The sequence below is a fragment of the Seohaeicola saemankumensis genome (genome assembly GCF_042678485.1).
GTDB lineage: Bacteria > Pseudomonadota > Alphaproteobacteria > Rhodobacterales > Rhodobacteraceae > Seohaeicola > Seohaeicola saemankumensis.
Genome location: NZ_JBHTKR010000005.1, coordinates 60,043 through 83,679 on the forward strand (window position 1 = coordinate 60,043; position 23,637 = coordinate 83,679).

Consider the following 23,637-nt stretch of genomic DNA (forward strand, 5'->3'; position numbering starts at 1 on the left):
CGGTTGTTCGCATACAGCAAATTGACCATTCCGTAAAAATACCACCGCCAGACCGACGGCATCGCCTCCTGAACGGGCAGGCTCTTGTGCCTTGGGCCTTGCCATGGGCCAACCTGCGGCAGATAAGCGGGCGCATGACAGACAGCACCCCCTTCGAGATCTTTCTGGCCGTCCCCCCGGGCCTGGAGCCGCTGCTGGCCGAAGAAGCCGCAAGCCTGGGTTTCCCGGCGCCCGCCATCGTGCCCGGCGGGGTGACCTTTCAGGGCGGCTGGCCCGATGTATGGCGCGCCAACCTGTCGTTGCGCGGGGCCACCCGCGTGCTGGCGCGGATCGGCAGTTTCCGCGCCATGCATCTGGCGCAGCTGGACAAGCGCGCGCGCCGCTTCGACTGGGCAGGGGTGTTGCGGCCCGATGTGCCGGTGCGGGTCGAGGCCACGTGCAAGGCGTCCAAGATCTATCACGCGGGCGCCGCACGGCAGCGGATCGAGACGGCGCTGCGCGACACGCTGGGGGTCGAGGTGCTGACCGGGCCAGCGGCCGAGGATGCGCCGGACGACATGTCGGAACTGCGGCTGAAGGCCCGGATCGAGGACGACCTGTGCACCTTCAGCCTGGATACAACGGGCATGTCCCTGCACAAGCGCGGCCACAAGCAGGCGATGGCCAAGGCCCCCCTGCGCGAAACGCTGGCGGCGCTTTTCCTGCGCCAATGCGGCTATGATGGAACCGAGCCGGTGGTCGATCCGATGTGCGGGTCGGGCACTTTCGTGATCGAGGCGGCCGAGATGGCGCTTGGCCTGCTGCCGGGCCGCGCACGCCACTTCGCTTTCGAATCCCTGGCAAGCTTCGACCCTGTCGCCTGGGAGGCGCTGCGCGCCACCAGCGCCAACCGGGACACGACGCTGCATTTTCACGGATCGGACCGCGACGCCGGCGCGATCCGCGCCGCCACCGCCAATGCCGAACGCGCGGGCGTTGACCATGTCACGACCTTCAAGACCCACGCGATCAGCGATCTGATGCGCCCTGACGGCCCGCCGGGCCTGGTCATGGTCAACCCGCCCTATGGCGCGCGCATCGGGGACCGCAAGCTGCTGTTCGCCCTTTATGGCGCCCTGGGCAAGACCCTGGCGGAACGGTTTCGCGGCTGGCGCGTGGGCATCGTGACCAGTGACCCCGCCCTGGCCAAGGCAACGGCGCTGCCATTTCTGCCACCCGCGCCGCCGGTATCGAATGGCGGGCTGAAGGTCGCGCTTTACCGCACCGCCCCTTTGCCCTGATACTGCGCGCAAACGACAACAAGGACATCACGGAATGACCCATCCGCTTGTGACGCAGCAGGATATCGACGACTATCAGCGCGACGGCGTCGTGATCATCCGGGGCCTGTTCAAGGATCACGTCGCGACCCTTGCCGCCGGGATCGAACGCAACATGGCCGCGCCCGGCCCCTATGCCGCCGAAAACCTGAAGGCAGGCGAAGGCGGGCGCTTTTTCGATGACTATTGCAACTGGCAGCGGATCCCCGAATTCCAGGAGGTGATCCGCACCTCGCCCGCCGCAGAGGTTGCCGCCGACCTGATGCAGTCGCGATCGGTGCAGCTGTTTCACGACCATATCCTGGTCAAGGAACCAGGCACATCCAAACCCACGCCCTGGCACCAGGACGGGCCCTACTACTTCGTCGAGGGTCGCCAGACCGTCAGCTTCTGGTCACCGCTGGACCCTGTCCAGTCCGCCAGCCTGCGCTGCGTGGCAGGCTCGCACCTGTGGCCGCGCCCGGTCCTGCCCACCCGCTGGCTGTCAGAGGAGAATTTCTATCCCGACGCGGATGCCTATATGCCCGTGCCCGATCCTGACGCCGAAGGCATGGACATCCGCGAATGGCACATGGAACCGGGCGACGCCGTCGCGTTTCACTACAGCACCCTGCATGGCGCGCGCGGCAATGACACCGCGCAGCGCCGCCGCGCCTTTTCGTTGCGGCTGGTGGGCGATGATGCGCGCTATGTAGAACGGCCCGGCCGCACCTCGCCCCCCTTTCCGGGGCATGACATGCGGGCGGGGCAAAAGCTGCGCGAAGACTGGTTCCCGGTGCTTTACACCCGCTGACACTTGCCCTCGCGGCAGGGCTTTCCCTCCCGGATCGGCGGGATTACCCTTGGTCGGTCCAGAAAACGCGAAAGTTGCCGATGCGGTTGCCGGTCCTGTTCATCCTGATCACCGTGGTGATCGACGCCATGGGGATCGGGCTGATCCTTCCGGTCATGCCCGACCTGATCCGCGAGACGACAGGTGGCAGCCTGGCGCAGGCGGCTGTGTGGGGCGGCATTCTGTCCACCGCCTTCGCCGCGATGCAATTTCTGTTCGGGCCGATCCTTGGCGCGCTGTCAGACCGTTTCGGGCGGCGGCCCGTTCTGCTGACCTCGCTGCTGGTCATGGCGGCGGATTACCTTGTGATGGCGCTGGCCGGGTCGATCTGGCTGCTGCTGGCAGGGCGTATCGTCGGCGGGATCACGGCGGCCACACATTCCACCGCCTCGGCCTATATGGCGGATATTTCGCAACCCCATGAAAAGGCGCGCAACTTCGGGCTGATCGGCGCAGCCTTCGGCGTCGGTTTCGTGCTGGGCCCGGTCATTGGCGGTCTGCTGGCCGAATGGGGCACACGCGCGCCCTTCATCGCGGCGGCCCTGCTGGCACTGGCCAACGCGGGCTTCGGCTGGCTGGTGCTGCGCGAGACGGTGACGGACCGGATCCGTCGCCCCTTCACATGGCGCCGCGCCAACCCCTTTGGCGCGATCCGCGCGGTATCGCGGCTGGCCGGGGTCGGCACGCTGATCTGGGTCTATTTCCTCTACCATTTCGCCACGGTCGTCTACCCGGCGATCTGGGCCTATTTCACGGCCGAGCGCTTTGGCTGGTCGCCAGGGCTGATCGGGATCTCGCTGGCCGTCTACGGCCTTTCGCTGGCCGTGGTGCAGGGTACCCTGATCGGCCCCGCGATCCGCGCCTTCGGCGAGGCACGCACCGTGCTGCTGGGCCTTGTGATCGAGGTCGTATCGCTTGTGATCCTGGGCTTCATCTCATCCGGTGTCCTGCTGTTGCTGCTGATCCCGGTCACGGCCCTTGGCGCGATCGGCCTGCCGGCGCTGCAAGGCATCCTGTCGCGCGCCGTGGCGGACAACGCGCAGGGTGAATTGCAGGGCGTACTGACCAGCCTGACGGCGGTGGCCATGGTGCTGGCACCGCTTGTGATGACGCAGACCTTCGCGAGCTTCACCCGCGCCGAGGCCGCGCTCTACCTGCCGGGTGCGCCCTTCCTGCTGTCAGCGGCGATCATGGCGCTGGCCACCGTGATCTATCAGCTCCGCGGGCGGCGCATCGCGCACTGACAACGCAGGTTTCCGACAGGCGCGCGGTTGTTTTGCACTTGCACGGCTGATCAGGCGGGGGCAGGTTCGGGCGGACTGACAGGACCAGATCGGAAAGGAACCCGCCATGCAGATGATCAAGGCCGCCGTATGCCATGCCTTCGGCACCCCCCTGACCATCCAGGAGGTGCGCCTGCGCGCCCCCGAGATGGGCGAGGTCGAGGTCAGGCTTGACGCCGTGGCGATCTGCCATTCCGACATCTCATTCGCCGAAGGCGCCTGGGGCGGCACCCTGCCCGCAGTCTATGGTCACGAGGCCGCCGGCCGCGTGACGGCGGTGGGCGCGGGGGTGGCGGGGCTGGCGGTGGGCGACAGCGTCGCGGTCACGCTGATCCGCGCCTGTGGCGGCTGCACCAATTGCGGATCGGGCAAGCCGACGCTGTGCGAAACCCCCTATAACGGCGACAAGGGGCCGCTGTCCGCTGCTGACGGCGGCGTTCTGCACCAGGGCATGGCCTGCGGCGCCTTTGCCGAAGCTGTCGTGGTCGACCAGAGCCAGGTCGTGAAGATCCCCGATGACCTTGCCAAGGATGTGGCGGCCCTGCTGTCCTGCGGCGTGATCACCGGGGTGGGCGCGGTGGTGAATGCCGCCGGTCTGCGCGCAGGGCAGGACGTGGTCGTGATCGGTGCGGGCGGTGTCGGGCTGAACGCCATCCAGGGCGCGCGGATTGCGGGCGCGCGCCGCATCATCGCTGTCGACATGAGCGAGGAAAAGCTTGAAATCGCGCGCGAATTCGGCGCGACCGACGGCATACTTGCAACCGATGCAAAACCCTGGAGCCGCGCCAAGCGGATCCTGGGCCGTGGCGCTGATGCGGTCATCGTGACCGTGGGCGCAATCCCGGCCTATGACACGGCCCCCCGTTACCTGGGCTATGGCGGGCGCGTGGTGATGGTGGGCATGCCGCATTCCGGCCAGACCTCCAGCTATGAACCCGTGGTCATGGCCGCCGTGGGCCAGGGGCTGATCGGGTCCAAGATGGGCGATGTGGTGATCAAGCGCGATATCCCCTGGATGGTGGATCTTTACCAGCAGGGGCGGCTGAAACTGGACGAGCTGATCTCGGGCCGCTGGACGCTCGCGCAGATCAACGAGGCGATCGCCGACACCAAGACCGGCGCCGCGCGGCGCAATGTGATCATCCTGAACGACTGACGATACCTTTCACTGTTCCAAAAATACTCATGGGAGCGCGCGACGATGAAACTGGGTGACCTCGATATCATCGTCACCGCGCCGCCTGCGCCGGGCTGGGGTGGGCGCTACTGGATCTTCGTGAAGATCACGACCGACACGGGCATCGTCGGCTGGGGCGAATGCTATGCCTCGACGGTGGGTCCCGATGCCATGCGCGCGGTAATCGGAGATGTGTTCAGCCGCCACATGCAGGGCGAGAACCCCGAGAATATCGAAAAGATGTTCCGCCGGGTCTATTCCTCCGGCTTCACGCAGCGTCCCGACCTGACGGTGATGGGCGCGTTCTCGGGTCTGGAAATCGCCTGCTGGGATATCTTGGGCAAGGATCGCGGCCGGCCGGTCTGGGCGCTGCTGGGCGGCAAGATGAACGACCGGCTGCGCGCCTATACCTATCTTTATCCCCTGCCGCATCACGAACACGGGCCCTTCTGGGTATCACCCGAGATGGCGGCGGAATCCGCCATTGATGCCGTGGATCGCGGCTATACGGCGGTCAAGTTCGACCCCGCCGGCCCCTATACGATGCGTGGCGGCCATATGCCCGCAATGTCGGATATTTCCCGATCAGTCGCCTTTTGCCGCGCGATTCGGGATGCTGTCGGCGATCGTGCAGACCTGTTGTTCGGCACCCATGGGCAATTCAGCACCGCAGGCGCGATCCGTCTGGGCCAGGCGCTGGAGCCCTACAGCCCGCTCTGGTACGAAGAACCGATCCCGCCCGATAATCTTTTGGAATTCCAGAAGGTTGCACAGGCGGTTCGGATTCCGCTGGCGACTGGCGAACGGATGACCACCAAGGCCGAATTCGCCACGATTTTGCGTACCGGCGGGGCGGAAATCCTGCAACCCGCGCTGGGTCGTGCCGGCGGCATCTGGGAAATGAAAAAGGTCGCCGCCATGGCAGAGGCGTTCAATGTGCAGATGGCGCCGCATCTTTACGCAGGCCCCGTGGAATGGGCGGCCAATATCCACCTGGCCGCATCCATCCCCAACCTGCTGATGATCGAATCCATCGAAACGCCGTTCCACGACAATCTGATCAAGGGAAAGATCCGGGTCGAAAACGGGCATGTGATCCCCCCCGAAACACCCGGTCTTGGCATCGAGATCGACGAGGATCTGGCCCGCGCACATCCCTTCACCGGAACGGGTCTGCACCTGCAAATGCAGGAAGACCCTTGCGATTATCAGAATGAGAACCATTTTGAAGGGGGCGCGCCGGCCGACAAGCAGTAATGTCGCGCTTTCCGGATGTGTGTGATAATGAAGATGAGCGACCCCATGCAGGAACAGTCAGAGTTGACACCGACACAAAGCCCGCCCGCTCCCCCCTCCGAAATGGCGCGCAGCGCCGAGGCGGCGGCAGCCTTTCTCAAGACGCTGGCCCATGAGGGGCGGCTGATGATCCTGTGTCATCTGGGATCGGGTGAGAAGTCGGTCGGCGAACTGGAAAACCTGCTGGAGATCCGACAGGCCGCCGTCAGCCAGATGCTGGCCCGCCTGCGCGAAGAAGGTCTGGTCACCACCCGTCGCGAGGGCAAGACCATCTTCTACAGCGTGGCCGATGAAAACACCTTTGAGATGATCGGCCTGCTCTACCGGCTGTTCTGCAGCCCCGAGGGCAAGGACACGACCCGCACATCCTGCTGATGCGGGGGCGTCAACACCCCGACCACCATCGGGCGACCTGATCGCGCGTGATGCCCGCCTGCGGCCCAAGCGCGACCAGGCGGGTGCGCGCCACCGCGTCAAGCGCGGGCTTTATCTCGGCGCTGCGGCCCACGACCTGCACCTCCCACCCTGGCCCCTCCGGCGCGCATACCAGCCCCTTGATGCGATAAAGCGCCTGTGGCGCCTGCGAAAGTTTCCCCGCCAGGGACTCGCGGGTCATGACCTCGTCGCCTTCATGGGCCCAGCCCAGATAGGCGGGATGCGCGCCGCCTTCAGGCTTGCCCTGCAAGGGAGAGAGGCCGCCCAACAGCAAGGGCGCCACAGCGGCGTCATCGGCAAGGTCGATCTGCGGCGCGGCGCTGAGCGCGGCAAGACGCGCCGACAAAACGGGGGGCACGCCGCCTTCCGCCTTCGAGATCAGCAGCAGGTCCGCGGTAGCGACTTGGCCCCGGATCTGTGCCCCGATCTGCGGATCGTCCGCCAGGGCAAGCCAGTGCAGCGCGTCCACGACCACGGCAATGCCGCCATAGGCCAGATCCGGCTCGGCCCGTGCCGCCGCAGCGATACGCGCCGGATCAGCGATGCCTGACGCCTCGATCACCAGGTGATCGGGGCGCGGGCGGCGGTCCAGCGCATCGCCCATCGCCATGAACAGATCGGCCCCCATGGTGCAGCAGACACAGCCATTGGTCAGGGTCATGGTGTCGCCATCGGCAGATACCAGCAGATCGGCGTCAATGTTGATCGCGCCGAAATCATTGACCATGACCAGCACACGCTGGCCATGATCCTCGCGCAGCAGGCGGTTGATCAGCGTGGTCTTGCCTGCCCCAAGATAGCCGCCGACCACGGTCAGGGGCAGGCGCGGCAGGGCAGAGGGCGGCAGGCTCATCCCAGGTGAACCCGCCCGTCCAGCACCGTGCCCAGCACCGGCACGTCCTTCAGCGCCATCGGATCGACGGTCGTCGGATCATCGCCAAGGATCGCGAAATCCGCGCGTTTGCCGGTCTCGATACTGCCGATCTCGTGATCCATTTTCAGGGTAAAGGCCGCGCCCAGCGTTATCGCATGCAGCGCCTCGGGCACGGTGATGCATTGCGCCGCCCCCAATGTGCGCCCCGACATCGTCTTGCGGTTGACCGCGCACCAGGCCGTGAACAACGGGCCCAGCGGCGTGACCGGCGCATCGGAATGCAACGCGACATGCACGCCCGCATCCAGTGCCGCACGGGCCGCATTCATCCGGCAGGCGCGATCCTCGCCGACGGTCAGGGCCGCGTGCTGATCGCCGAAATACCAGATATGGTTGGAAAATATGTTGGTGCAGATCCCCAGTTCGACACATCGCACGAACTGATCCATCCCCATCAGCTGGCAATGCTGCAACACGTGGCGCGCATCCTGCCAGGGATGGTGGCGCGCGGCATCGGCGATGGCGTCGATGGCAACGGCGCTGGCCTCGTCGCCATTGACGTGGATATGCATCTGCACACCCGCCCGCTGCATGGTGGCGACCATGCGGTGAATTTCGGCCGGGGCCATGTTCCAGATCCCGTTGGCCTGTCCGCCCACGTAGCCCGGCCATTTCACCCGCGCGGTCCAGCCCTGGATGGACCCGTCCGTCATCAGCTTGACCGCCCCCAGCCGCAGCTTGTCGCGCGACTGCGCCTTGAGCGAGAGGGCCCGCGCCGCAACCTGATCCGGATCGGACCCGGCCACGCCCAGCACCGGCACAAGCCGGGCCGGAAACCCCGGATCATCCGTGACCGCGACCAGTGTCGCCAGATCGGCATCCTCCATCTGCGAATAGAGATCGGTCACCGTGGTCACGCCCGCACGCATGCAGACCTCGCCATAGCTGCGGATCGCGCCTTCGGTTTGCGACAGGCCGCGAAAATCCATGCCGACCCGTCGCATGACCGGGAACATGGCGGCCATCTCCTGCAACTCGCCGGTGGGATCGCCATGTGCGTCCTTGACCACGCCTTCGGCATTGGTGGCGCGGTCATAGCCGGCCATGTCCAGCGCCTTGGAGTTCACGCACATCAGATGAAAATTCGAGAACATGATCGCCACGGGGCGGTCGGTGCTGATCTGATCCAGGTGCTTGCGGCTCAGGCGCTCGCCCGCGAAGAAGATCGGATCAAGCCCCCAGCCCAGCAGCGGCTGCCCCGGTGCAAGCGTCTTTTCATAGTCGGACAGATCGCGCACCACCGAAGCCAGGTCTGGCTTGCCCTTCCACCATCTTCCCTTTGGGTCCATCCGGTCGTGATAGCCGGCATAGGCGAAATTCCACATCGCCCCCGCCATCATATGGGCGTGCCCCTCAACGAGGCCCGGCATCAACACGGCATCCTTGAGGCTGTCATCATGGCGCACCGCGCCCCAGGCATCGGCGCAAGTGGCATCACCCACCGCCAGGATCCGCCCCTCCCTGACCGCGACATGGGTCGCCTCGGGGCGGTTGGGGTCCATGGTGATGATCTTTCGGGCCTTGAAAACAGTGATGTCCGCCATCGCTTCCTCCTAGTGTTGTTCAAGGCGTAAACCAGCTTTGACCTGTGGGAAAATGGTTTTACTGTCAGGAGAAACCTGATCCGATAGGGGAACGGCATGCATTTCACGCTCAAGCAGCTTCGCTATTTCGATGCTGCCATCCGCAGCGGGTCCATCGCCCGGGCCGCTGCCGAGATGAATATTTCGCAATCCTCGATCACCGCGTCGATCGACGCCATCGAACAGCGCCTTGGCATGGAACTGTTCCGCCGCGTGCCCGCCAAAGGGGTGCAACCGACCGAAGCCGGGCAGATCGTGGCCGAACGTATCGCCGAATTTCTTGAACAGGCGCGGGTTTTCGAATCCGACGTGATGTCGTTGTCGGGCGATCCGACCGGCACCTTGCATCTGGGCTGCTATGCCCCCACGGCGCCCTATGTGCTGCCGCGTGTCCTCAAGCATCTTTCGAAAATCTATCCGGCGATCAGGATCGACCTGAAGGAAGACAACCTTGAGGCGCTGCTTGACCTGCTGCAGACGGGCAAGATCGATCTGGCGCTGACCTATCGGCGGCGCGGCGCAGAGGGTGGCCCCTTCCAGCCACTGTTCATGGCCCGCCCCTGGGCCCTGTTGCCGCTTGATTCACCATTGGCCGAAAAAGACAGTGTCGAGCTTGCCGAACTGTCGGGTCTGCCCATGGTGCTGCTGGATCTGCCAACAGCCAAAAGCTATTTCCGGGGTGTGTTCCGCGACCACGGGCTGGATCTGAACGTCGTGCACACGACAAAATCCAGCTCGGTGCTGCGCGGGCTGGTCGCGGCCGGGTTCGGCTATTCGATCCTGAACATATGTTCCAGGGCGGATCGCGACGGATCGAACGGCTACGTGGCGCGGCCCATTGCCGGCCAGGTGGACTCACCCGAATTCGGTGTGGCCTATACGCAGGCCTCGCGCCGCTCGACGTTGGTGCAGGCGGTTCTGGACATCAGCGCGGATCTGGCGCGTCAGGGGATATTCGACGATCTGATCCTTGCGCCTGACAACCGCGCCGTGACCAGCGGGCCATCCGGCTATTCCCACAAAATTTAGATTTATTCTCCACAGAAAACACTGTTTTCCGGGCATAGGGTCGCGGCTAGCGTTGATGGAAAGGGAATAAAACAACAACCCAAAGCCACAACCGGGAGACAGACATGAAAATGATGACACGCCTGATGGGCGCGGCGGTGATTGCTGCGTCCGCTCTTTCCTCGGCCCCGCTGCAGGCTGAAGGCACATTGGTGATCGCCTCCAGCCAGGTGCCGCGCCACCTGAACGGCGCGGTGCAATCGGGGATCGCCACCGCCGTGCCCTCGACCCAGATTTTCGCATCGCCCCTGCGCTATGACGAGAACTGGGAACCGCAGCCCTATCTGGCGGAAAGCTGGACAGTCAGCGATGACGGGCTGAGCGTGACCCTGAACCTGGTGAAAAACGCGACTTTCCACGACGGCACGCCCGTTACATCGGAAGACGTGGCCTTTTCGATCATGACGATCAAGGAGAACCATCCCTTCAAGTCCATGTTCGCCCCGGTCGAGGCGATCGAGACACCGGATACCCATACCGCGGTCATCAAGCTGAGCAATCCGCACCCCGCCCTGCTGCTGGCCCTGTCTCCCGCCCTGGCGCCGATCCTGCCCAAGCATATCTATGGCGACGGTCAGGACGTGAAAGCGCATCCCGCCAACGCGGCGCCGATCGGTTCGGGCCCCTTCATGCTGTCGGAATTCACACCCGGCGAAGCCATCGTGCTGAAGAAGAACCCGAATTTCTTCATCGAGGGTCGCCCGATGCTGGATGAAATCATCATCCGCATCATCAACGATCCTTCGGCCCTGCTGATCGCGATGGAGAATGGCGAGGCGGATGTCTATCCCTTCATGGCCGGCAGCCAGGAGATCAAGCGCCTGAGCGAGGCCGATCACCTGAACGTCACCAACGAAGGCTATGCCGCCGTCGGCCCGATCAACTGGCTGGCCTTCAACACCAAGTCGCCGAAACTGTCGGATGTCCGCGTGCGCCAGGCGATTTCCTATGCCGTCGACCGCGACTTCATCACCAAGGCCCTGCATCGCGGCGTCTCGACTCCGCAGCGCAGCCCGATCATCGAAAGCTCGCCCTTCTTCGATGCCGCCGCCGTCACGGCCTATGACGTTGACCTGGAAAAGGCCAAGGCGCTGATGGCCGAGGCCGGATTTGGCGACGGGATGGAACTGACCGTCGATTATATCCCCGGCCCGGCAGAGCAGCAGAAAAGCATCGCCGAATACCTCAAGTCGCAGCTGGCCAAGATCGGCATCGACGTGACCGTGCGCGCCGCACCCGATTTCCCGACCTGGGCGGGTCGTGTGGGCGGTCATGACTTCGAGCTGACGATGGACGTGGTCTTCAACTGGGGCGATCCGGTGATCGGCGTGCACCGCACCTACCTGACCGACAACATCCGCCAGGGTGTGATCTGGTCGAACACGCAAAGCTATTCGAACGCGCGCGTGGACGAGATCCTGGCACAGGCCGCGATCGAGGGTGATTTCGCCAAGCGCAAGGCGCTCTATTCCGAGTTCCAGGCCCTGGTGACACAGGATGTGCCGATCTACTACATCAACGCGACCCCCTATCACACGGCCTACAAGAAGGACCTTGTGAACGCGCCGATGGGCATCTGGGGCACCATGCACCCGATGGACCAGGTCCACTGGGCCAAGTGATCCCGGCCCGTGAACGGGCCGCCCGCACCCTGCGGCGGCCCGTCTCTTTCCTGTAAGCGGGAGATGCCATGACACCCTCCTACCTGCTGAGGCGCCTGTTCTACGGCCTGTTGCTGATGCTGGGCGTCGTGGTGCTGAACTTCCTGCTGATCCGTCTGGCGCCGGGTGATCCGGCGGTCGTGATCGCGGGCGAGATGGGCGGCGCGGACGAGGCATTGCTGGCGGCGATCCGGGCCGACTATGGCCTGGACAAGCCCGTGCTGACCCAGCTTGGCATCTATATCGGCAATGTGCTGAAAGGCGACCTGGGCCAATCCTTCTTTTTCAATCAGCCTGTCGCGACCCTGATCGGCGACAGGATCGGCCCGACGATCCTGCTGGTGCTTTCCGCGCAGGTCCTGTCGATCCTGCTGGGGGTGTTTCTGGGCGTGATCGCCGCGCGCAAACCCAATGGCGTGCTGTCGGGCTTCGTGTCGGTCTTTGCCACCATCGGCTATGCGGTGCCCGTGTTCTGGACCGGGATCATGCTGATCATCCTTTTTGCCAGCGTCTTTCCGATCTTTCCGGTGGAAGGCATGCAATCCGTGCGCCTGCGCGATGCAGGGGTGCTGACCCGCGCGCTGGACGTGGCCCATCACCTTGTCCTGCCGGCCTTTACCCTCGCGCTGATCTATCTGGCGCAATATGCGCGCCTCAGCCGGGCCTCGATGCTTGAGGTGCTGGGCTCGGATTATATCCGCACTGCGCGGGCCAAGGGGGCCTCGGAACGGTCGGTGCTGTTCAAACATGCGCTGCGCAACGCCTCGCTGCCGATCCTGACGGTGGCGGGCCTGCAGTTCGGCAACCTGATTTCCGGCGCGCTGCTGGTCGAGACCGTGTTCAACTGGCCCGGCATGGGGCGGCTGGCTTTCGATTCCATCCTGCGACGGGATTATCCCACGATCATGGGCGTGCTGTTCTTTGCCAGCGCCATGGTCGTGGTGGCGAACCTGCTGACCGACCTCAGCTATCGCCTGGCGGATCCGCGCCTGCGGGGCAAGTCATGAGCGGCGGCGCACGATTGCGCGCGTGGCAGCGGGGGCCAGCCCCCGTCGCCGCCCCCTGGGCGACGACTCCCCCGAGATATTTGCGGCAAGAAGAAACAGCCGGAAGGAGCAGGCCGTGACCGATGCGACCACGTTCAAGGCCGAAAGCCCCGCCCGCGAGGCGTGGCGCATGTTCCGGCGCAACATTCCCGCCGTTGCGGGCGTGGTCATGCTGACCGGGATCGTGCTGGCCACGCTTTGGGGGACGTTCTTCTATGGCGGCAATCCCTACGAGATCGTCTGGGCCCCGCATGAGCCGCCCGGCGTGACGCCGGACTTTCCGCTGGGCACCGACTATCTGGGGCGCGACATCTTTGCCGGGCTGATCGCGGGAGGCGGGCCCACGCTGGCGGTAGGGGCGGCGGCGGCCCTGATCACCATGGTCATCGGCATCAGCCTGGGCGCGCTGGCGGGCTTTTATGGCGGCTGGGTCGACAACCTGCTGATGCGGATCACCGAGTTCTTCCAGGTCTTGCCGACGCTGCTGTTCGCAATGGTGCTGGTCACGCTGTTCTCGCCCTCGCTTTTCACGATAGCCATGGCGATCGGGGTGGTCAGCTGGCCGCAGACCGCGCGCCTGACCCGCGCCGAGGTCATGAAGATCAAGGAGCTGGAATACGTGACCGCCGCCCGGGCCATCGGCGCGAAGAACCGCCGCATCATCTGGACGGTGATCCTGCCCAATGCCGCACCACCGCTGATCGTGTCGGCCACCCTGACCATCGGTGTGGCGATCCTGTTCGAGGCCGGGCTGTCCTTTCTGGGGTTGGGTGATCCCAACACGATGAGCTGGGGCCTGATGATCGGATCGAACCGCGCCTATATCCTGGACGCCTGGTGGCCGGTCACATTCCCCGGGCTTGCGATCTTTCTGACGGTCTTTTCGGTCAGCCTGATCGGCGACGGGCTGAACGATGCCTTCAATCCGAAGCTGAGGGAAAGATGAGCGCGCTGTTGCAGATCGAGGACCTGCGCGTCACCTTCAACACGCGCCACGGGCCGGTCACGGCGCTGGACTCGGTATCGCTGTCGGTCAATGCCGGCGAGACGCTGGGCGTTGTGGGCGAAAGCGGCTGCGGCAAGTCGATCACCGCGCTGTCGGTCATGGGGTTGATCCCCAGCCCGCCGGGCAAGATCGCAGGTGGCGCGATCCGGCTGGCCGGCGAGGATCTGACCCGCGCCAGCGAGGCGCGGATGCGCGCCCTGCGCGGGGCCGAGATGGCGATGATCTTTCAGGAGCCGATGACCAGTCTGAACCCGGTTTTCACCGTGGGCGACCAGATTGCCGAAGCGATCATGCTGCATCAGAATGTCAGCGCGGACCAGGCGTTCCGCGATGCGGTGGCGCTGCTGGACCGGGTGGGTATTCCCAGCCCGGACCGGCGCGCGCGGGACTATCCGCACCAGTTGTCCGGCGGCATGCGCCAGCGGGTGATGATCGCCATGGCGGTCAGTTGCCGGCCGCGCGTGCTGATCGCGGATGAACCCACCACCGCGCTGGATGTCACGGTGCAGGCGCAGATCTTCGACCTTCTGAACGAGATCCAGCGCGACTTCGGCGCGGCAATCATCCTGATTACCCATGATATGGGCGCGATTTCCGAAATGGCCGACCGTGTGGCCGTGATGTATGCGGGCCGGGTGATCGAACAGGGCAAGGCCGATGACGTTCTGGACCTGCCGCAGCATCCCTATACGCGGGGCCTGATCTCGTGCATTCCGGCCCTGGGCAAGGGCGAGGACAGCTTGCGCGAAATTCCCGGCGTCGTGCCACCGCTGCACTTGCTGGGGGCGGGCTGCGCCTTTGCCGAGCGTTGCGCGCATCGCGCCGCCCGTTGCGACAGTGAAAAGCCGCTGTTGCAGGCCCATGGGCATCACCCCGTGGCCTGCCACGCCGTCGCGGAGGGCCGGATATGAGCCTGCTTCTGGATGTGCGTGACCTGACCGTGCAATTCGCCCTGCCGCGCAAGGGATTTTTCGGGCCCCGCCCCGTGCTGGAGGCGGTGCGGCAAGTATCCTTCAGCCTGGAGCAGGGCCGCGCCCTGGGGATCGTGGGCGAAAGCGGATCGGGCAAGACCACCACCGCGATGGCCACGATCCGGCTGGTCGAGGCCGCAAGCGGCAAGGTCATGTTCCAGGGCGAGGACCTGCTGCAACTGGATGCCGAGACAATGCGCCAGCGCCGCCGCGATGTGCAGCTGATCTTTCAGGACCCCTACAGCAGCCTGAACCCGCGCGCCCGCGTGGCCGATATCGTGCGCGAACCGATGGACCTGATGGAGATCGGCACGCCGGATGAACGCCGCGCGCGGGTCACCGAACTGTTCCGCCTGGTGGGCCTGCGGCCCGATCAGCTGAACCTCTTCCCGCACCAGTTCTCGGGTGGCCAGCGGCAGCGTATTTCCATTGCCCGCGCCCTGACCACGAACCCCAAGCTGCTGGTCTGCGACGAGCCGGTATCGGCGCTGGACGTGGCGATCCAGGCGCAGATCCTGAACCTGCTGGCGCGGCTCAAGGCCGAGCTTGGCCTGAGCTACCTGTTCATCAGCCATGACCTGGGCGTCGTGCGTCATGTCTGTGACGATGTGGCGGTGATGTATCTGGGCAAGATCGTCGAAATGGCCCCGCGCGATGCGCTTTTCGATGCGCCGCAGCATCCCTATACGCAGGCGCTGCTGTCGGCGGCCCCCAGCCTGGCGCGGCGCAAGTCGCGCGGCTATGTGCGGCCCGTCAAGATCAGCGGCGATCCCCCCAGCCCGATCAACCCACCCAAAGGCTGCGCCTTTGCGGATCGCTGCCCCAAGGCGCAGGATGTCTGCCGCCAGATCCAGCCGGGGCTGGACCCGGTGGGGGCAAGCCGCGTCGCCTGCCATTTTCCGGGCTGATCACGGAACCGACGGGGCCTCGGCCTCGATTTCCGAAGCGATCTGACCGATCAGGCCGCGCAGCCAGCGATGCATGGGCGAATGATGGGTGCGCGCGGTCCAGTAGAGGTCGATGGCGAAGGGCGCGGGAAAGGGGCAATCGACGATCCTGAGACCCGCACCGAAAGACCGGGCCGTGCGCAACGGCACTGTGGCGATCAGGTCGGTGCCTGGCAGGATCGCCTTGAGCGTGGCGGGGCTGGGCAGTTCCAGCACCATGTTGGGCACAAGACCCGCCGCCTCCATCTCGAGCAGGTAGCGCGAGCGCCAATTGCCGCCATAGGTCACAACCACTTGCGGCGCGGCGGCAAAGCGGTCCCTGTCCAGCGGGCTGTCGCCCAGCGGATTGCCCGGCGCCATGACGCAGACATAGTGATCACCCAGCAGGCGGCGCCCGAAGAAACCCGCATCTCCGATCTGGACCGGGCCGATCAGCAGGTCGCTTTCGCCCCGGCTGAGTTGCTCGCGCCCGCGCACGGTCGAGGTGATCACCTGCACCTTCAGCCCCGGCGCCAGCGCACGCAGGCGTCGCACCAGCAGCGGCACCAGCGTGGCGCGTTCGTAGTAGTTGCACGACAGCGTCACGGTTGCCGCGGCCCTTGCGGGATCAAAGGCGCGCGGCGTGGTCAGGGCCATGAACTCGTCCAGCATCCGCGCCGCCTCGCGGACGATCTCTTCGCAGCGATCGGTCGGCACGATTCCCGCCCCCTGCCGCACGAACAGGGGATCACCGAAGGCGCGGCGCAGCCGGTCCACCGTATAGCTGACCGAAGACTGGTTGACGCCCAGCGCCTCGGCCGTGCGCGAGAACGAGCCGTGGTCATGCACAAGCCGCAGCACCCGCAGCGCAGCGAAATCCACGCTCATGGGGTCACTGTCCTTGGGTGTCGCCATGCTGTGCCCCTTGATTCCACGCCCCTTCCTGATCAGATTATCCGATACCAAGTATCGGTTCCATCGGATTGTCCCATGCCTCCTGATCCTTTAGGGTTCCCTGACACGTTCAGGCAGGGGAGGGCAGGACCGTGACGCTTGATACATCCGTGGCCCCCGAGGCACCGTTCGATGACCAGATCACCATCCAGCAACTGACGCTTGATCCTTACAGCGTCTACAAGCGGCTGCGCGCCGAAGCGCCGGTGCTGCGGGTCAAGGCAGTGGGCCGCACATTGCTGACCAAGGCAACGGACACGAAATACGTCAAGGACAACCCCGCGCTTTTCAGCTCGAACGATCCCAACACGCCGATGCAGCGGGCATTTCGCGCCCATACCCTGATGCGCAAGGACGGGGCCGAACATGCGGCCGAGCGCGGCGCGATGGCCCCCGCCTTCAGTGCGCGCAACATCAAGCAATGCTGGGAGCCGATCTATACGCAGATCGCCGAGGATTACGTATCCCGCCTGCCCCGCGGCGAAACGGTGGACCTGTTCACCACGCTGGCCGGCCCCTTTGCCGCACGCTGCCTGACCCATCTGCTGGGCATCCCCGAAGCGTCCGACGCCGAGATGCAACGCTGGTCGCAGATCCTGATCGACGGGGCGGGAAATTTCGGCTGGGCGGACGCGCTTTTTGCCCAATGCGACGCCGCCAATGACGAAATGGACGCGCTGTTCGATGCCGCATCCGACCGGCTGCGCGCGGAGCCGGACCAGAGCGCGCTGTCGGTGATGGTCAACGCGGCCGATCCGATCCCGAAAAGCCAGATCTATTCAAACATCAAGATCGCCATCGGCGGCGGCATCAACGAACCGCGCGACGCGCTGCTGACGATCCTTTACGGGCTGTTGCAGGACCTTGATCAATTCGAGGCCGTCAAGCGTGACGGTCTGTGGGCCGATGCCTTCGAGGAAGGTGTGCGCTGGGTCGCCCCGATCCAGGTGTCATCCCGCCTGGTGACCGAGGACACGATGATCCGCGGCTTCCACATCCCCAAGGGCGATACGGTGATGACGATCCAGGCCTCGGCCAACCATGACGAGGAGATTTATGAGGACGGGCACCTCTATAACGTGTTCCGCCCCAAGCTGCCGCATCAGGCCTTTGGCAACGGTCCGCATTTCTGCCAGGGCACCCATGTGGCGCGGCGGATGCTGGCCAATATCATGCTGCCGCTGCTGTGCGACCGCTTCCCGAACATGCGGTTGCCCGAACCGGACAAGGTGCAATTCTACGGCTTCGGCTTCCGCGGCCCGCGCAGCCTTCCCGTGACACTGAACTGACGCGCAGCCGAAGGCCGGGAAAGGTTCGCTATGATACATAATCAATTGCGCTGGCAACAAACCTGACACAAAATGCAACGAAGGGTCGGCCAAACCGGCCCGTTTCTGGGAGGAAACCAATGATTCGACGTAACCTGATGAAGACGGCGGCCGCGGCTGCCTTTGCCCTGGCGCTTGCCCCGGCCAGCCTGTCGGCGCAGGAAGTGACGCTGCGGCTGCACCAGTTCCTGCCGCCCCCCGCGCCGGTTCCGGCCCATATCCTCAAGCCATGGGCCACCGCCGTGGAAGAGCGCGCCGGCGGCAAGCTGAAGATCGAGCATTATGACGCGATGGCCCTGGGCGGACGCCCGACGGATTTGATGGATCAGGCGATCGACGGCACCGTGGACATGGTGATGACCGTGGTGGGCTATACCCCCGGCCGCTTCCCCAAGACCGAAGTGTTCGAGCTGCCCTTCATGATGACCAACCCGGTCGCCACCTCGAAAGCCTTCATGCAGCTGGTCGACAGCGAATTGCAGGCCGAGGAATACAAGGACGTCAAGGTTCTGGGTGCCTGGGTCCACGGGCCCGGCCTGATCCATTCCAAGGATCCGATCAACAGCCTGGAGGACATGGCAGGCAAGAAACTGCGCGGGCCGACCCGCGTGATCACCGACATGCTGAATGAACTGGGCGCAACCCCGGTCGGCATGCCCCTGCCCGCGATCCCGGAATCGCTGTCCAAGGGCGTGATCGACGCTACCGTGATCCCGTGGGAGGTGACGACCGCCGTGCGCGTGTCCGAACTGGTGGGCAACCATGTCGAATTCGCGGGCCCCGAGGCGCTTTACACCGCGACGATCGTTCTGGTCATGAACAAGGCCCGCTACGAATCCCTGCCCGCGGACATCCGCGCCGCCATCGACGCGGAATCAGGTGAAAAGCTGGCGGCCTTCGCGTCGCAGGTCATGTGGGATTATGACGTGCCTGCCCGCAAGATCGCGGTGGATCGCGGCAACAACATCGTCCAGCTGGACGAGGCGGAAGTCGCGCGCTGGAAGGAAAAGGCCCAGCCCGTCATCGACCGCTGGGTGGCCGACATGGGAACCAAGGGGATCGACGGGCGCGCCCTGATCCAGAAGGCCAAGGACCTGATCGCCCAGAACGGCGGCTGATCCACATCGCACGCAGGACAGGGAAGGGCCGTCGGATCATCCGGCGGCCTTTTTCCATGACGTGCCGTGGGAATGAGTATTTGGGGAAAGATGAAGGGACGGGCGACCTATTCGCGGGCAATGCCTTCGGGGGCGTCATGGACCCGCCGCACCGCATCCGGCCTGTGACGGACAACGGCGCGGGCGTTGATCGACCCCTTGTCGGTCACCTCGCCCCGGTCCAGGCCGGGCGGGTCGCGCAGGATCAGCATCCGCGCGATCCTGTTGGAACTGCCGGTTGCAGCGGCCACGAAGGAGGCATGGCGCGCCTCAAGCTCTGCCATGATGCCGGGTCGATCCATGACGCCCTCGGCGGGAAACAGCAGGGCGGCCAGCGCCGGGCGATCCTCGCCCAGGATCACCGCATCGCGGATCAGGCCCCCGAAATGATCCACGAGCCGCGCCCGCAGGGCACCGACCGCGACCCATGTGCCTGTGGCCAGCTTGAAGTTTTCAGCGATGCGGCCATCGAAGAAGAACCCTTGCGTCAGGTCATCCGGATCGGCGGGGCGCAGCGCATCGCCCAGGCAATAGAAGCCCTCATCATCCAGCATCTTCGCGCTGCCGTCCGGATCGCCCAGATACCCCGGCGTGATCGAGGGGCTTTTCAACCGCGCCTCAAGCTTGCCTTCGTTCGGAACCAGCTTCAGGGTGATCCCGCGCGCGGGCAGGCCGACATTGCCGGGTGCCGCCTGCTGCCGCGTGCACATCAACGCGAAAGGCCCGGTTTCGGTGGCGCCCAGGCCCGTCGTCAGCAGAACCTCGCGGCCTGTCACCTGCCGGGCCATGTCCCGCAATCCGTCCCACAGGTGCTGCGCCATCCCGGCGCCCGCATACATCATCAAGTCCAGCCGGCTGAAGAAGCGCGCAGCAAGGTCTGGATCGGCGCGAAACGCGTCCAGCAGCATCTCATAGCCGGCAGGCACGTTGAAATACCATGTCGGCGCGACATCGCGCAGGTTATCCAGCGTGCGCGTGATCAGGGCCGGCGTCGGCTTGCCCTCATCGATGTGATAGGTGCCGCCATTGCAGAGCACCATGTGAAACACCTTGTTGCCGCTGGCCGTATGGCTCCATGGCGCCCAGTCGACCACGACGGGCGGATGATCGGCAAGAAAGCGAAAACAGTCAGCGACCATGTCCTGGTTGCGGGCGATCATGTCATGGGTGTTGATCACCGCCTTGGGGCTGCCTGTCGAGCCGCTGGTAAAGAGGTACTTCGCCACCATGTCACCCTTGAGCGCGGCAAAGGCCGCATCTGCGGCCGCCGTTTCCGGGAGGGGAAGATCGGCGAAAGCCAGCCCCCCCGGTGGCGCGTTGACGGAACAGGCGATCCGCAGCCCTTCGGGCAGAGCTGCCAGAGCCCGGCCATAGCGCGCCCCGTCAGCCGCGTAGACCAGTCCCGGCCTGAGCAGCGCAACGGCATCGCGCAGCTTGTCATGGCTGTCCGACAGAAGCGAAAACGCCGTCGACAATGCCGCTGTCGGCACGCCCGCATATTGCCCGGCCAAAGCCAGAACCGCATGATCCAGCGCGTTTTCCGACAGGATCAGCACCGGACGGTCCTGCCCAAGCCCCTGCGCCAGCAAGCCCGCACCAAGGTGGCGCATGCGTTCCCACAACATGCCGTAGCGGATGCGCTGCCAATCACCGGAAGGCCCGCGCTGCGCCAAGGCCACGCGGTCCGGCGCAGTCCTCGCCCAATGCCCGATCCGGGCCGCGATCGTATCCGCCAGCCGTGGCGCCTGACCCGAATGCTGCATCAGGATCGTGCCATCGTCACGCCGGTCGATATGGAATGCAGGAGTCCAGAAACGTGGTTGCGACATGTTCACCCCTTCTTCGGACCCATATGCGCCGATCCGCTGGACAGGTTCTGGCGTGGGTAGTTATGGTTTATAGCGATAGCATTTGCCACTCAATCCCGATCACCCCACGGAGGGCCGCATGACCCAGTCCATTTTCACCCCAGGCCTGCGCCATGTCTGCGATCTTTTCGTATCCCTTGATCCGATCCGCGAAATGGGGGCCGGCCAGGCCGGACAACGCCGGATCATCCCCATCATTGGCGGTAGGGTAACAGGCCCGGCCATCAATGGCCGCATTCTGAACCTTGGCGCGGACTGGCAGACCATCTGGTCCAATGGCGTGGCCGAACTGGACACCCGCTATGCCATCGAAACCGCGGATGGCGCGACCATCGAGATCAGGAATTACGGCTACCGCCACGGCCCGACCGAGGTGCTGGCCGCCATCGCGAGAGGCGAGGAGGTGGACCCCTCCAGCTATTACATGCGAACGCATGCGCGGCTGGAAAGCGGCGATCCGCGCTATGATTGGGTGAACCGCACACTTTTTGTCGGCACGGGCGCGCGCAAATCGGGGCAAGTCGTCATCTCGCTTTTCGCGCTTGAATAACGCCTGGCCGGAATAACAGCCTGCGGGGCTGGACCCGGCACGCGCGCTGCCCGACAGTCACGCAATCATGAGCCTGATTCTCGTCTTCCTTGCCTTTGGTCTTGGCGGCATCCTGAAAGGGGCCACCGGCGCCGGTGCACCGATCATTGCCGTGCCGGTCATGACGATCTTTTTCGGCGCGCCCTTCGCCGTGGCGGTCTTTGCCATTCCCAATCTGGTCACCAATATCTGGCAGGGCTGGAGCTTTCGCCGCCATGCCCTGGCCAGCCCGCTGACCTTGCATTTCGCGGTGGCGGGCGCCCTTGGCGCGGGGATCGGCAGCTTCATGCTGGCATGGTTGCCCACCGAGGCGCTGAACCTGACCGTGGCCCTGTCCGTTCTGGCCTATGCCGGCTTTCGCGTGTTGCGCCCTGGCTGGACCTTGAGCCTTGCGCGGGCCGAGGCATTGGCCGCCCCGGTCGGCATCCTTGGCGGCATCCTGCAAGGCGCCGCGGGCCTGTCCGCCCCCGTATCGCTGAGCTTCCTGAACGCGCTGAAGCTGGAGCGCGTGCAATTCATCTTCACCATCTCGGTGTTTTTCTTTGCCATGGCAGTCGTGCAGATCCCTCTGCTGACCGGGCTTGGCATCCTGACCGGCGAGCGTTTCGTGATCAGTTGCCTGGCGCTGATCCCGCTGATGGCAACCATGCCGCTGGGGTCATGGCTGGGCCGCCGCATATCGGCCAGCACCTTCGATCGGGTGATCCTGGGCCTTCTGACCGTGCTGGCGCTGCGCCTGGTCTGGCAGGCGGTGGCGGGTTGACGCCACCCCGCAAGCAGCGGGCTTGAAAGCGGCGCGTGACCTTGCCATCTAGGCGCATAAGGCAAGGCAGCGGGGCAAACCCCGCCCGACAGGCAGACAGATAACCAAAAGGAATGACGATCATGCGCCTTCGCGCGATCATCACAAGCATGGCCATGGTCACGGCCACGGCATGGGCAAGCCAGACCCTGGCCGCGCCCACGCAGTGCACGACCAAGATCGAAGGCGAAAGCGTCACGATCTTCTATGATGACGAGGAACCCACCTATTCCTCGTTCCGCGAGCGTTATTTCAGCCGTCGCAACACCTGCCCCGGCGCCGTGGTAATCACCTATCTCATGCCGGATCTGACGGCCGAGGAACGCCAGGTCTTCTGCGCCAATTACGATCCCGAAACACAAAACCATTCACGGCCCGCCCAGGGCCGGAGAGACGCTTTCGGCCGTTGCGCCGAACCCTCGCGCACCTGCAATCTGGTCAACACCACGCGGCAGGAAGCGCTTGCACTTGTCGGTATCGGCACGCGTGCCGAAGAGGACACAGTGTCCGGCCGCCTGTCGTCCACCATTTCGGCTGTCACGCACAGCTCTGGCGCGATGGTCCTTTCGGGAAATACGGCAAGCCTGTCGAGCCTGCTGTCGTCGGCAGGCACCGCCATCGGCACAGCACTTGGCACACCGGCGGTACTGGCCGGGGCCGCGGCCAGTGTCGTGGTCATCGGGGGCGCGGTCTATCTGTGCAGCGACGCGGACTGAAACGATAAATGGCGATCCCAGAAGGACTCGAACCCTCAACCTGCTGATTAGAAGTCAGCTGCTCTATCCAGTTGAGCTATGGGATCGCATTGATCCTATGTGCCGCCGCGCGGCAACAAAGGCAAGCCGTCAATCTATCGGTAATCAGTGGGTCCAGGCGCCGCGACGGTTCGTGGCGAAATTTTCGCCATAGCCACCGGGGCGAATATTAGGCTTGCGGGTCTTGGGTTCGACCACGACAGCGTCGATGCCATGCGCCCGCGCATATTCGACGGCGGCTTCCTTGCTGTCGAACCGCAGCTTCACCTGCGCCTGGGTGTCACCAGAGGATGTCCAACCCATCAGCGGATCCACTTCGCGCGCTTCTGCGGGGGCGAATTCCAGAACCCAGTCATGGGTCTTGGCCATGCCCGAGGACATCGCGGTCTTGGCTGGCTTGTAGATACGCGCTCGCATGGGAACCCTCCGGTTTGCGCCCCCTATATCGGAGAAAGCGGCGCCAAGAACAAGACCGCAGAACGCCACAGGACGCGGTTTTTAAGCGCAGTCAGCGCGAAACGGTCGGAAAATGGGGAAGTCTGGTTGCCGATGCTTGCGCTATGAGCGAGGGGTGGGTCTTGCGCAGGCACCGGCAGCCAGGGTCGTCCACTTGCAACATCAAGGCTAGAAAAAGGAATCTGTTCCTG

Annotated in this window: 22 protein-coding genes and 1 tRNA gene; 17 read left to right on the forward strand and 6 right to left on the reverse strand. The window is 64.7% G+C overall.

The window, feature by feature from the left end; genetic code table 11:
- The first annotated feature begins 134 nt into the window (after positions 1-134).
- The 6 genes from ACFQ3C_RS12540 to ACFQ3C_RS12565 all read left to right on the forward strand — a co-directional run bounded on the left by ACFQ3C_RS12540 (position 135) and on the right by ACFQ3C_RS12565 (position 6,282).
- On the forward strand, positions 135-1,280 hold the full coding sequence (locus tag ACFQ3C_RS12540) for a THUMP domain-containing class I SAM-dependent RNA methyltransferase (RefSeq protein ID WP_380792273.1): 1,146 nt from the start codon (positions 135-137) through the stop codon (positions 1,278-1,280).
- 34 nt (positions 1,281-1,314) lie between these two features.
- On the forward strand, positions 1,315-2,112 hold the full coding sequence (locus tag ACFQ3C_RS12545) for a phytanoyl-CoA dioxygenase family protein (RefSeq protein WP_380792276.1): 798 nt from the start codon (positions 1,315-1,317) through the stop codon (positions 2,110-2,112).
- Positions 2,109-3,395 carry a TCR/Tet family MFS transporter gene (locus ACFQ3C_RS12550; protein ID WP_380793319.1) on the forward strand — a complete coding sequence of 429 codons (1,287 nt, stop codon included), beginning with the start codon at positions 2,109-2,111 and terminating at the stop codon, positions 3,393-3,395. Before ACFQ3C_RS12545 ends, ACFQ3C_RS12550 begins: the two co-directional genes overlap by 4 nt.
- Before the next feature lie 106 nt (positions 3,396-3,501).
- On the forward strand, positions 3,502-4,590 hold the full coding sequence (locus ACFQ3C_RS12555; protein ID WP_380792278.1) for a Zn-dependent alcohol dehydrogenase: 1,089 nt from the start codon (positions 3,502-3,504) through the stop codon (positions 4,588-4,590).
- 45 nt (positions 4,591-4,635) lie between these two features.
- A complete protein-coding gene (locus ACFQ3C_RS12560) occupies positions 4,636-5,868 on the forward strand; it encodes a mandelate racemase/muconate lactonizing enzyme family protein (RefSeq protein WP_380792281.1) in 1,233 nt (410 codons plus the stop codon).
- Positions 5,869-5,901: 33 nt separating this feature from the next.
- Positions 5,902-6,282 (forward strand): ArsR/SmtB family transcription factor, encoded by a 381-nt coding sequence (locus tag ACFQ3C_RS12565; RefSeq protein ID WP_380793321.1) that lies wholly within the window; start codon positions 5,902-5,904, stop codon positions 6,280-6,282.
- Between the two features lie 10 nt (positions 6,283-6,292).
- On the opposite strand, the gene ACFQ3C_RS12570 is transcribed toward ACFQ3C_RS12565, so the two are convergent.
- Both ACFQ3C_RS12570 and ACFQ3C_RS12575 read right to left on the reverse strand, forming a co-directional pair.
- Complete coding sequence (locus ACFQ3C_RS12570; protein ID WP_380792284.1) at positions 6,293-7,195, reverse strand: CobW family GTP-binding protein; 903 nt, start codon at positions 7,193-7,195, stop codon at positions 6,293-6,295.
- Complete coding sequence (locus ACFQ3C_RS12575) at positions 7,192-8,820, reverse strand: amidohydrolase (protein ID WP_380792287.1); 1,629 nt, start codon at positions 8,818-8,820, stop codon at positions 7,192-7,194. Before ACFQ3C_RS12575 ends, ACFQ3C_RS12570 begins: the two co-directional genes overlap by 4 nt.
- A 96-nt stretch (positions 8,821-8,916) precedes the next feature.
- Here ACFQ3C_RS12575 and ACFQ3C_RS12580 point away from each other — a divergent pair, with 96 nt between their 5' ends.
- The 6 genes from ACFQ3C_RS12580 to ACFQ3C_RS12605 all read left to right on the forward strand — a co-directional run bounded on the left by ACFQ3C_RS12580 (position 8,917) and on the right by ACFQ3C_RS12605 (position 15,519).
- Positions 8,917-9,888 (forward strand): LysR family transcriptional regulator, encoded by a 972-nt coding sequence (locus ACFQ3C_RS12580; RefSeq protein ID WP_380792290.1) that lies wholly within the window; start codon positions 8,917-8,919, stop codon positions 9,886-9,888.
- Between the two features lie 104 nt (positions 9,889-9,992).
- Entirely contained in the window at positions 9,993-11,549 is a 1,557-nt protein-coding gene (locus ACFQ3C_RS12585) for an ABC transporter substrate-binding protein (protein WP_380792292.1), read from the forward strand.
- Between the two features lie 68 nt (positions 11,550-11,617).
- On the forward strand, positions 11,618-12,595 hold the full coding sequence (locus tag ACFQ3C_RS12590) for an ABC transporter permease (RefSeq protein ID WP_380792295.1): 978 nt from the start codon (positions 11,618-11,620) through the stop codon (positions 12,593-12,595).
- A gap of 115 nt (positions 12,596-12,710) precedes the next feature.
- Positions 12,711-13,580: an ABC transporter permease gene (locus ACFQ3C_RS12595; RefSeq protein ID WP_380792298.1), complete on the forward strand. Its 870-nt coding sequence runs from the start codon at positions 12,711-12,713 to the stop codon at positions 13,578-13,580.
- Positions 13,577-14,551 carry an ABC transporter ATP-binding protein gene (locus tag ACFQ3C_RS12600; RefSeq protein ID WP_380792301.1) on the forward strand — a complete coding sequence of 325 codons (975 nt, stop codon included), beginning with the start codon at positions 13,577-13,579 and terminating at the stop codon, positions 14,549-14,551. Before ACFQ3C_RS12595 ends, ACFQ3C_RS12600 begins: the two co-directional genes overlap by 4 nt.
- Positions 14,548-15,519 carry an ABC transporter ATP-binding protein gene (locus ACFQ3C_RS12605; protein ID WP_380792304.1) on the forward strand — a complete coding sequence of 324 codons (972 nt, stop codon included), beginning with the start codon at positions 14,548-14,550 and terminating at the stop codon, positions 15,517-15,519. Before ACFQ3C_RS12600 ends, ACFQ3C_RS12605 begins: the two co-directional genes overlap by 4 nt.
- Here ACFQ3C_RS12605 and ACFQ3C_RS12610 read toward each other — a convergent pair whose 3' ends face one another.
- Positions 15,520-16,452, reverse strand: a complete 933-nt coding sequence (locus ACFQ3C_RS12610) for a LysR family transcriptional regulator (protein ID WP_380792307.1) — start codon at positions 16,450-16,452, stop codon at positions 15,520-15,522. It lies immediately after the preceding gene.
- Between the two features lie 131 nt (positions 16,453-16,583).
- Here ACFQ3C_RS12610 and ACFQ3C_RS12615 point away from each other — a divergent pair, with 131 nt between their 5' ends.
- Both ACFQ3C_RS12615 and ACFQ3C_RS12620 read left to right on the forward strand, forming a co-directional pair.
- Positions 16,584-17,780 (forward strand): cytochrome P450, encoded by a 1,197-nt coding sequence (locus tag ACFQ3C_RS12615; protein ID WP_380792310.1) that lies wholly within the window; start codon positions 16,584-16,586, stop codon positions 17,778-17,780.
- 119 nt (positions 17,781-17,899) lie between these two features.
- Positions 17,900-18,937, forward strand: coding sequence for a TRAP transporter substrate-binding protein (locus ACFQ3C_RS12620; protein ID WP_380792313.1), 1,038 nt, complete (start codon positions 17,900-17,902; stop codon positions 18,935-18,937).
- Between the two features lie 107 nt (positions 18,938-19,044).
- Here the strand turns inward: ACFQ3C_RS12620 and ACFQ3C_RS12625 are convergent, their stop codons facing one another.
- A complete protein-coding gene (locus tag ACFQ3C_RS12625; protein ID WP_380792316.1) occupies positions 19,045-20,805 on the reverse strand; it encodes a feruloyl-CoA synthase in 1,761 nt (586 codons plus the stop codon).
- A 118-nt stretch (positions 20,806-20,923) separates the two neighbouring features.
- Between ACFQ3C_RS12625 and ACFQ3C_RS12630 the strand changes: the two genes are divergently transcribed.
- From ACFQ3C_RS12630 to ACFQ3C_RS12640, 3 genes are all read left to right on the forward strand, one after another.
- Positions 20,924-21,394, forward strand: coding sequence for a DUF3237 domain-containing protein (locus tag ACFQ3C_RS12630; RefSeq protein WP_380792319.1), 471 nt, complete (start codon positions 20,924-20,926; stop codon positions 21,392-21,394).
- 67 nt (positions 21,395-21,461) lie between these two features.
- On the forward strand, positions 21,462-22,196 hold the full coding sequence (locus ACFQ3C_RS12635; protein WP_380792321.1) for a sulfite exporter TauE/SafE family protein: 735 nt from the start codon (positions 21,462-21,464) through the stop codon (positions 22,194-22,196).
- 122 nt (positions 22,197-22,318) lie between these two features.
- The gene (locus ACFQ3C_RS12640; protein WP_380792323.1) at positions 22,319-22,951 is read left to right on the forward strand and encodes a hypothetical protein; all 633 of its coding nucleotides are present in this window, start codon (positions 22,319-22,321) and stop codon (positions 22,949-22,951) included.
- 9 nt (positions 22,952-22,960) lie between these two features.
- Here ACFQ3C_RS12640 and ACFQ3C_RS12645 read toward each other — a convergent pair.
- Together ACFQ3C_RS12645 and ACFQ3C_RS12650 are read right to left on the reverse strand one after the other, a co-directional pair.
- A tRNA-Arg gene (locus ACFQ3C_RS12645) sits at positions 22,961-23,037 on the reverse strand.
- 58 nt (positions 23,038-23,095) lie between these two features.
- Entirely contained in the window at positions 23,096-23,407 is a 312-nt protein-coding gene (locus ACFQ3C_RS12650; protein ID WP_380792325.1) for an ETC complex I subunit, read from the reverse strand.
- Positions 23,408-23,637 lie beyond the last annotated feature (230 nt).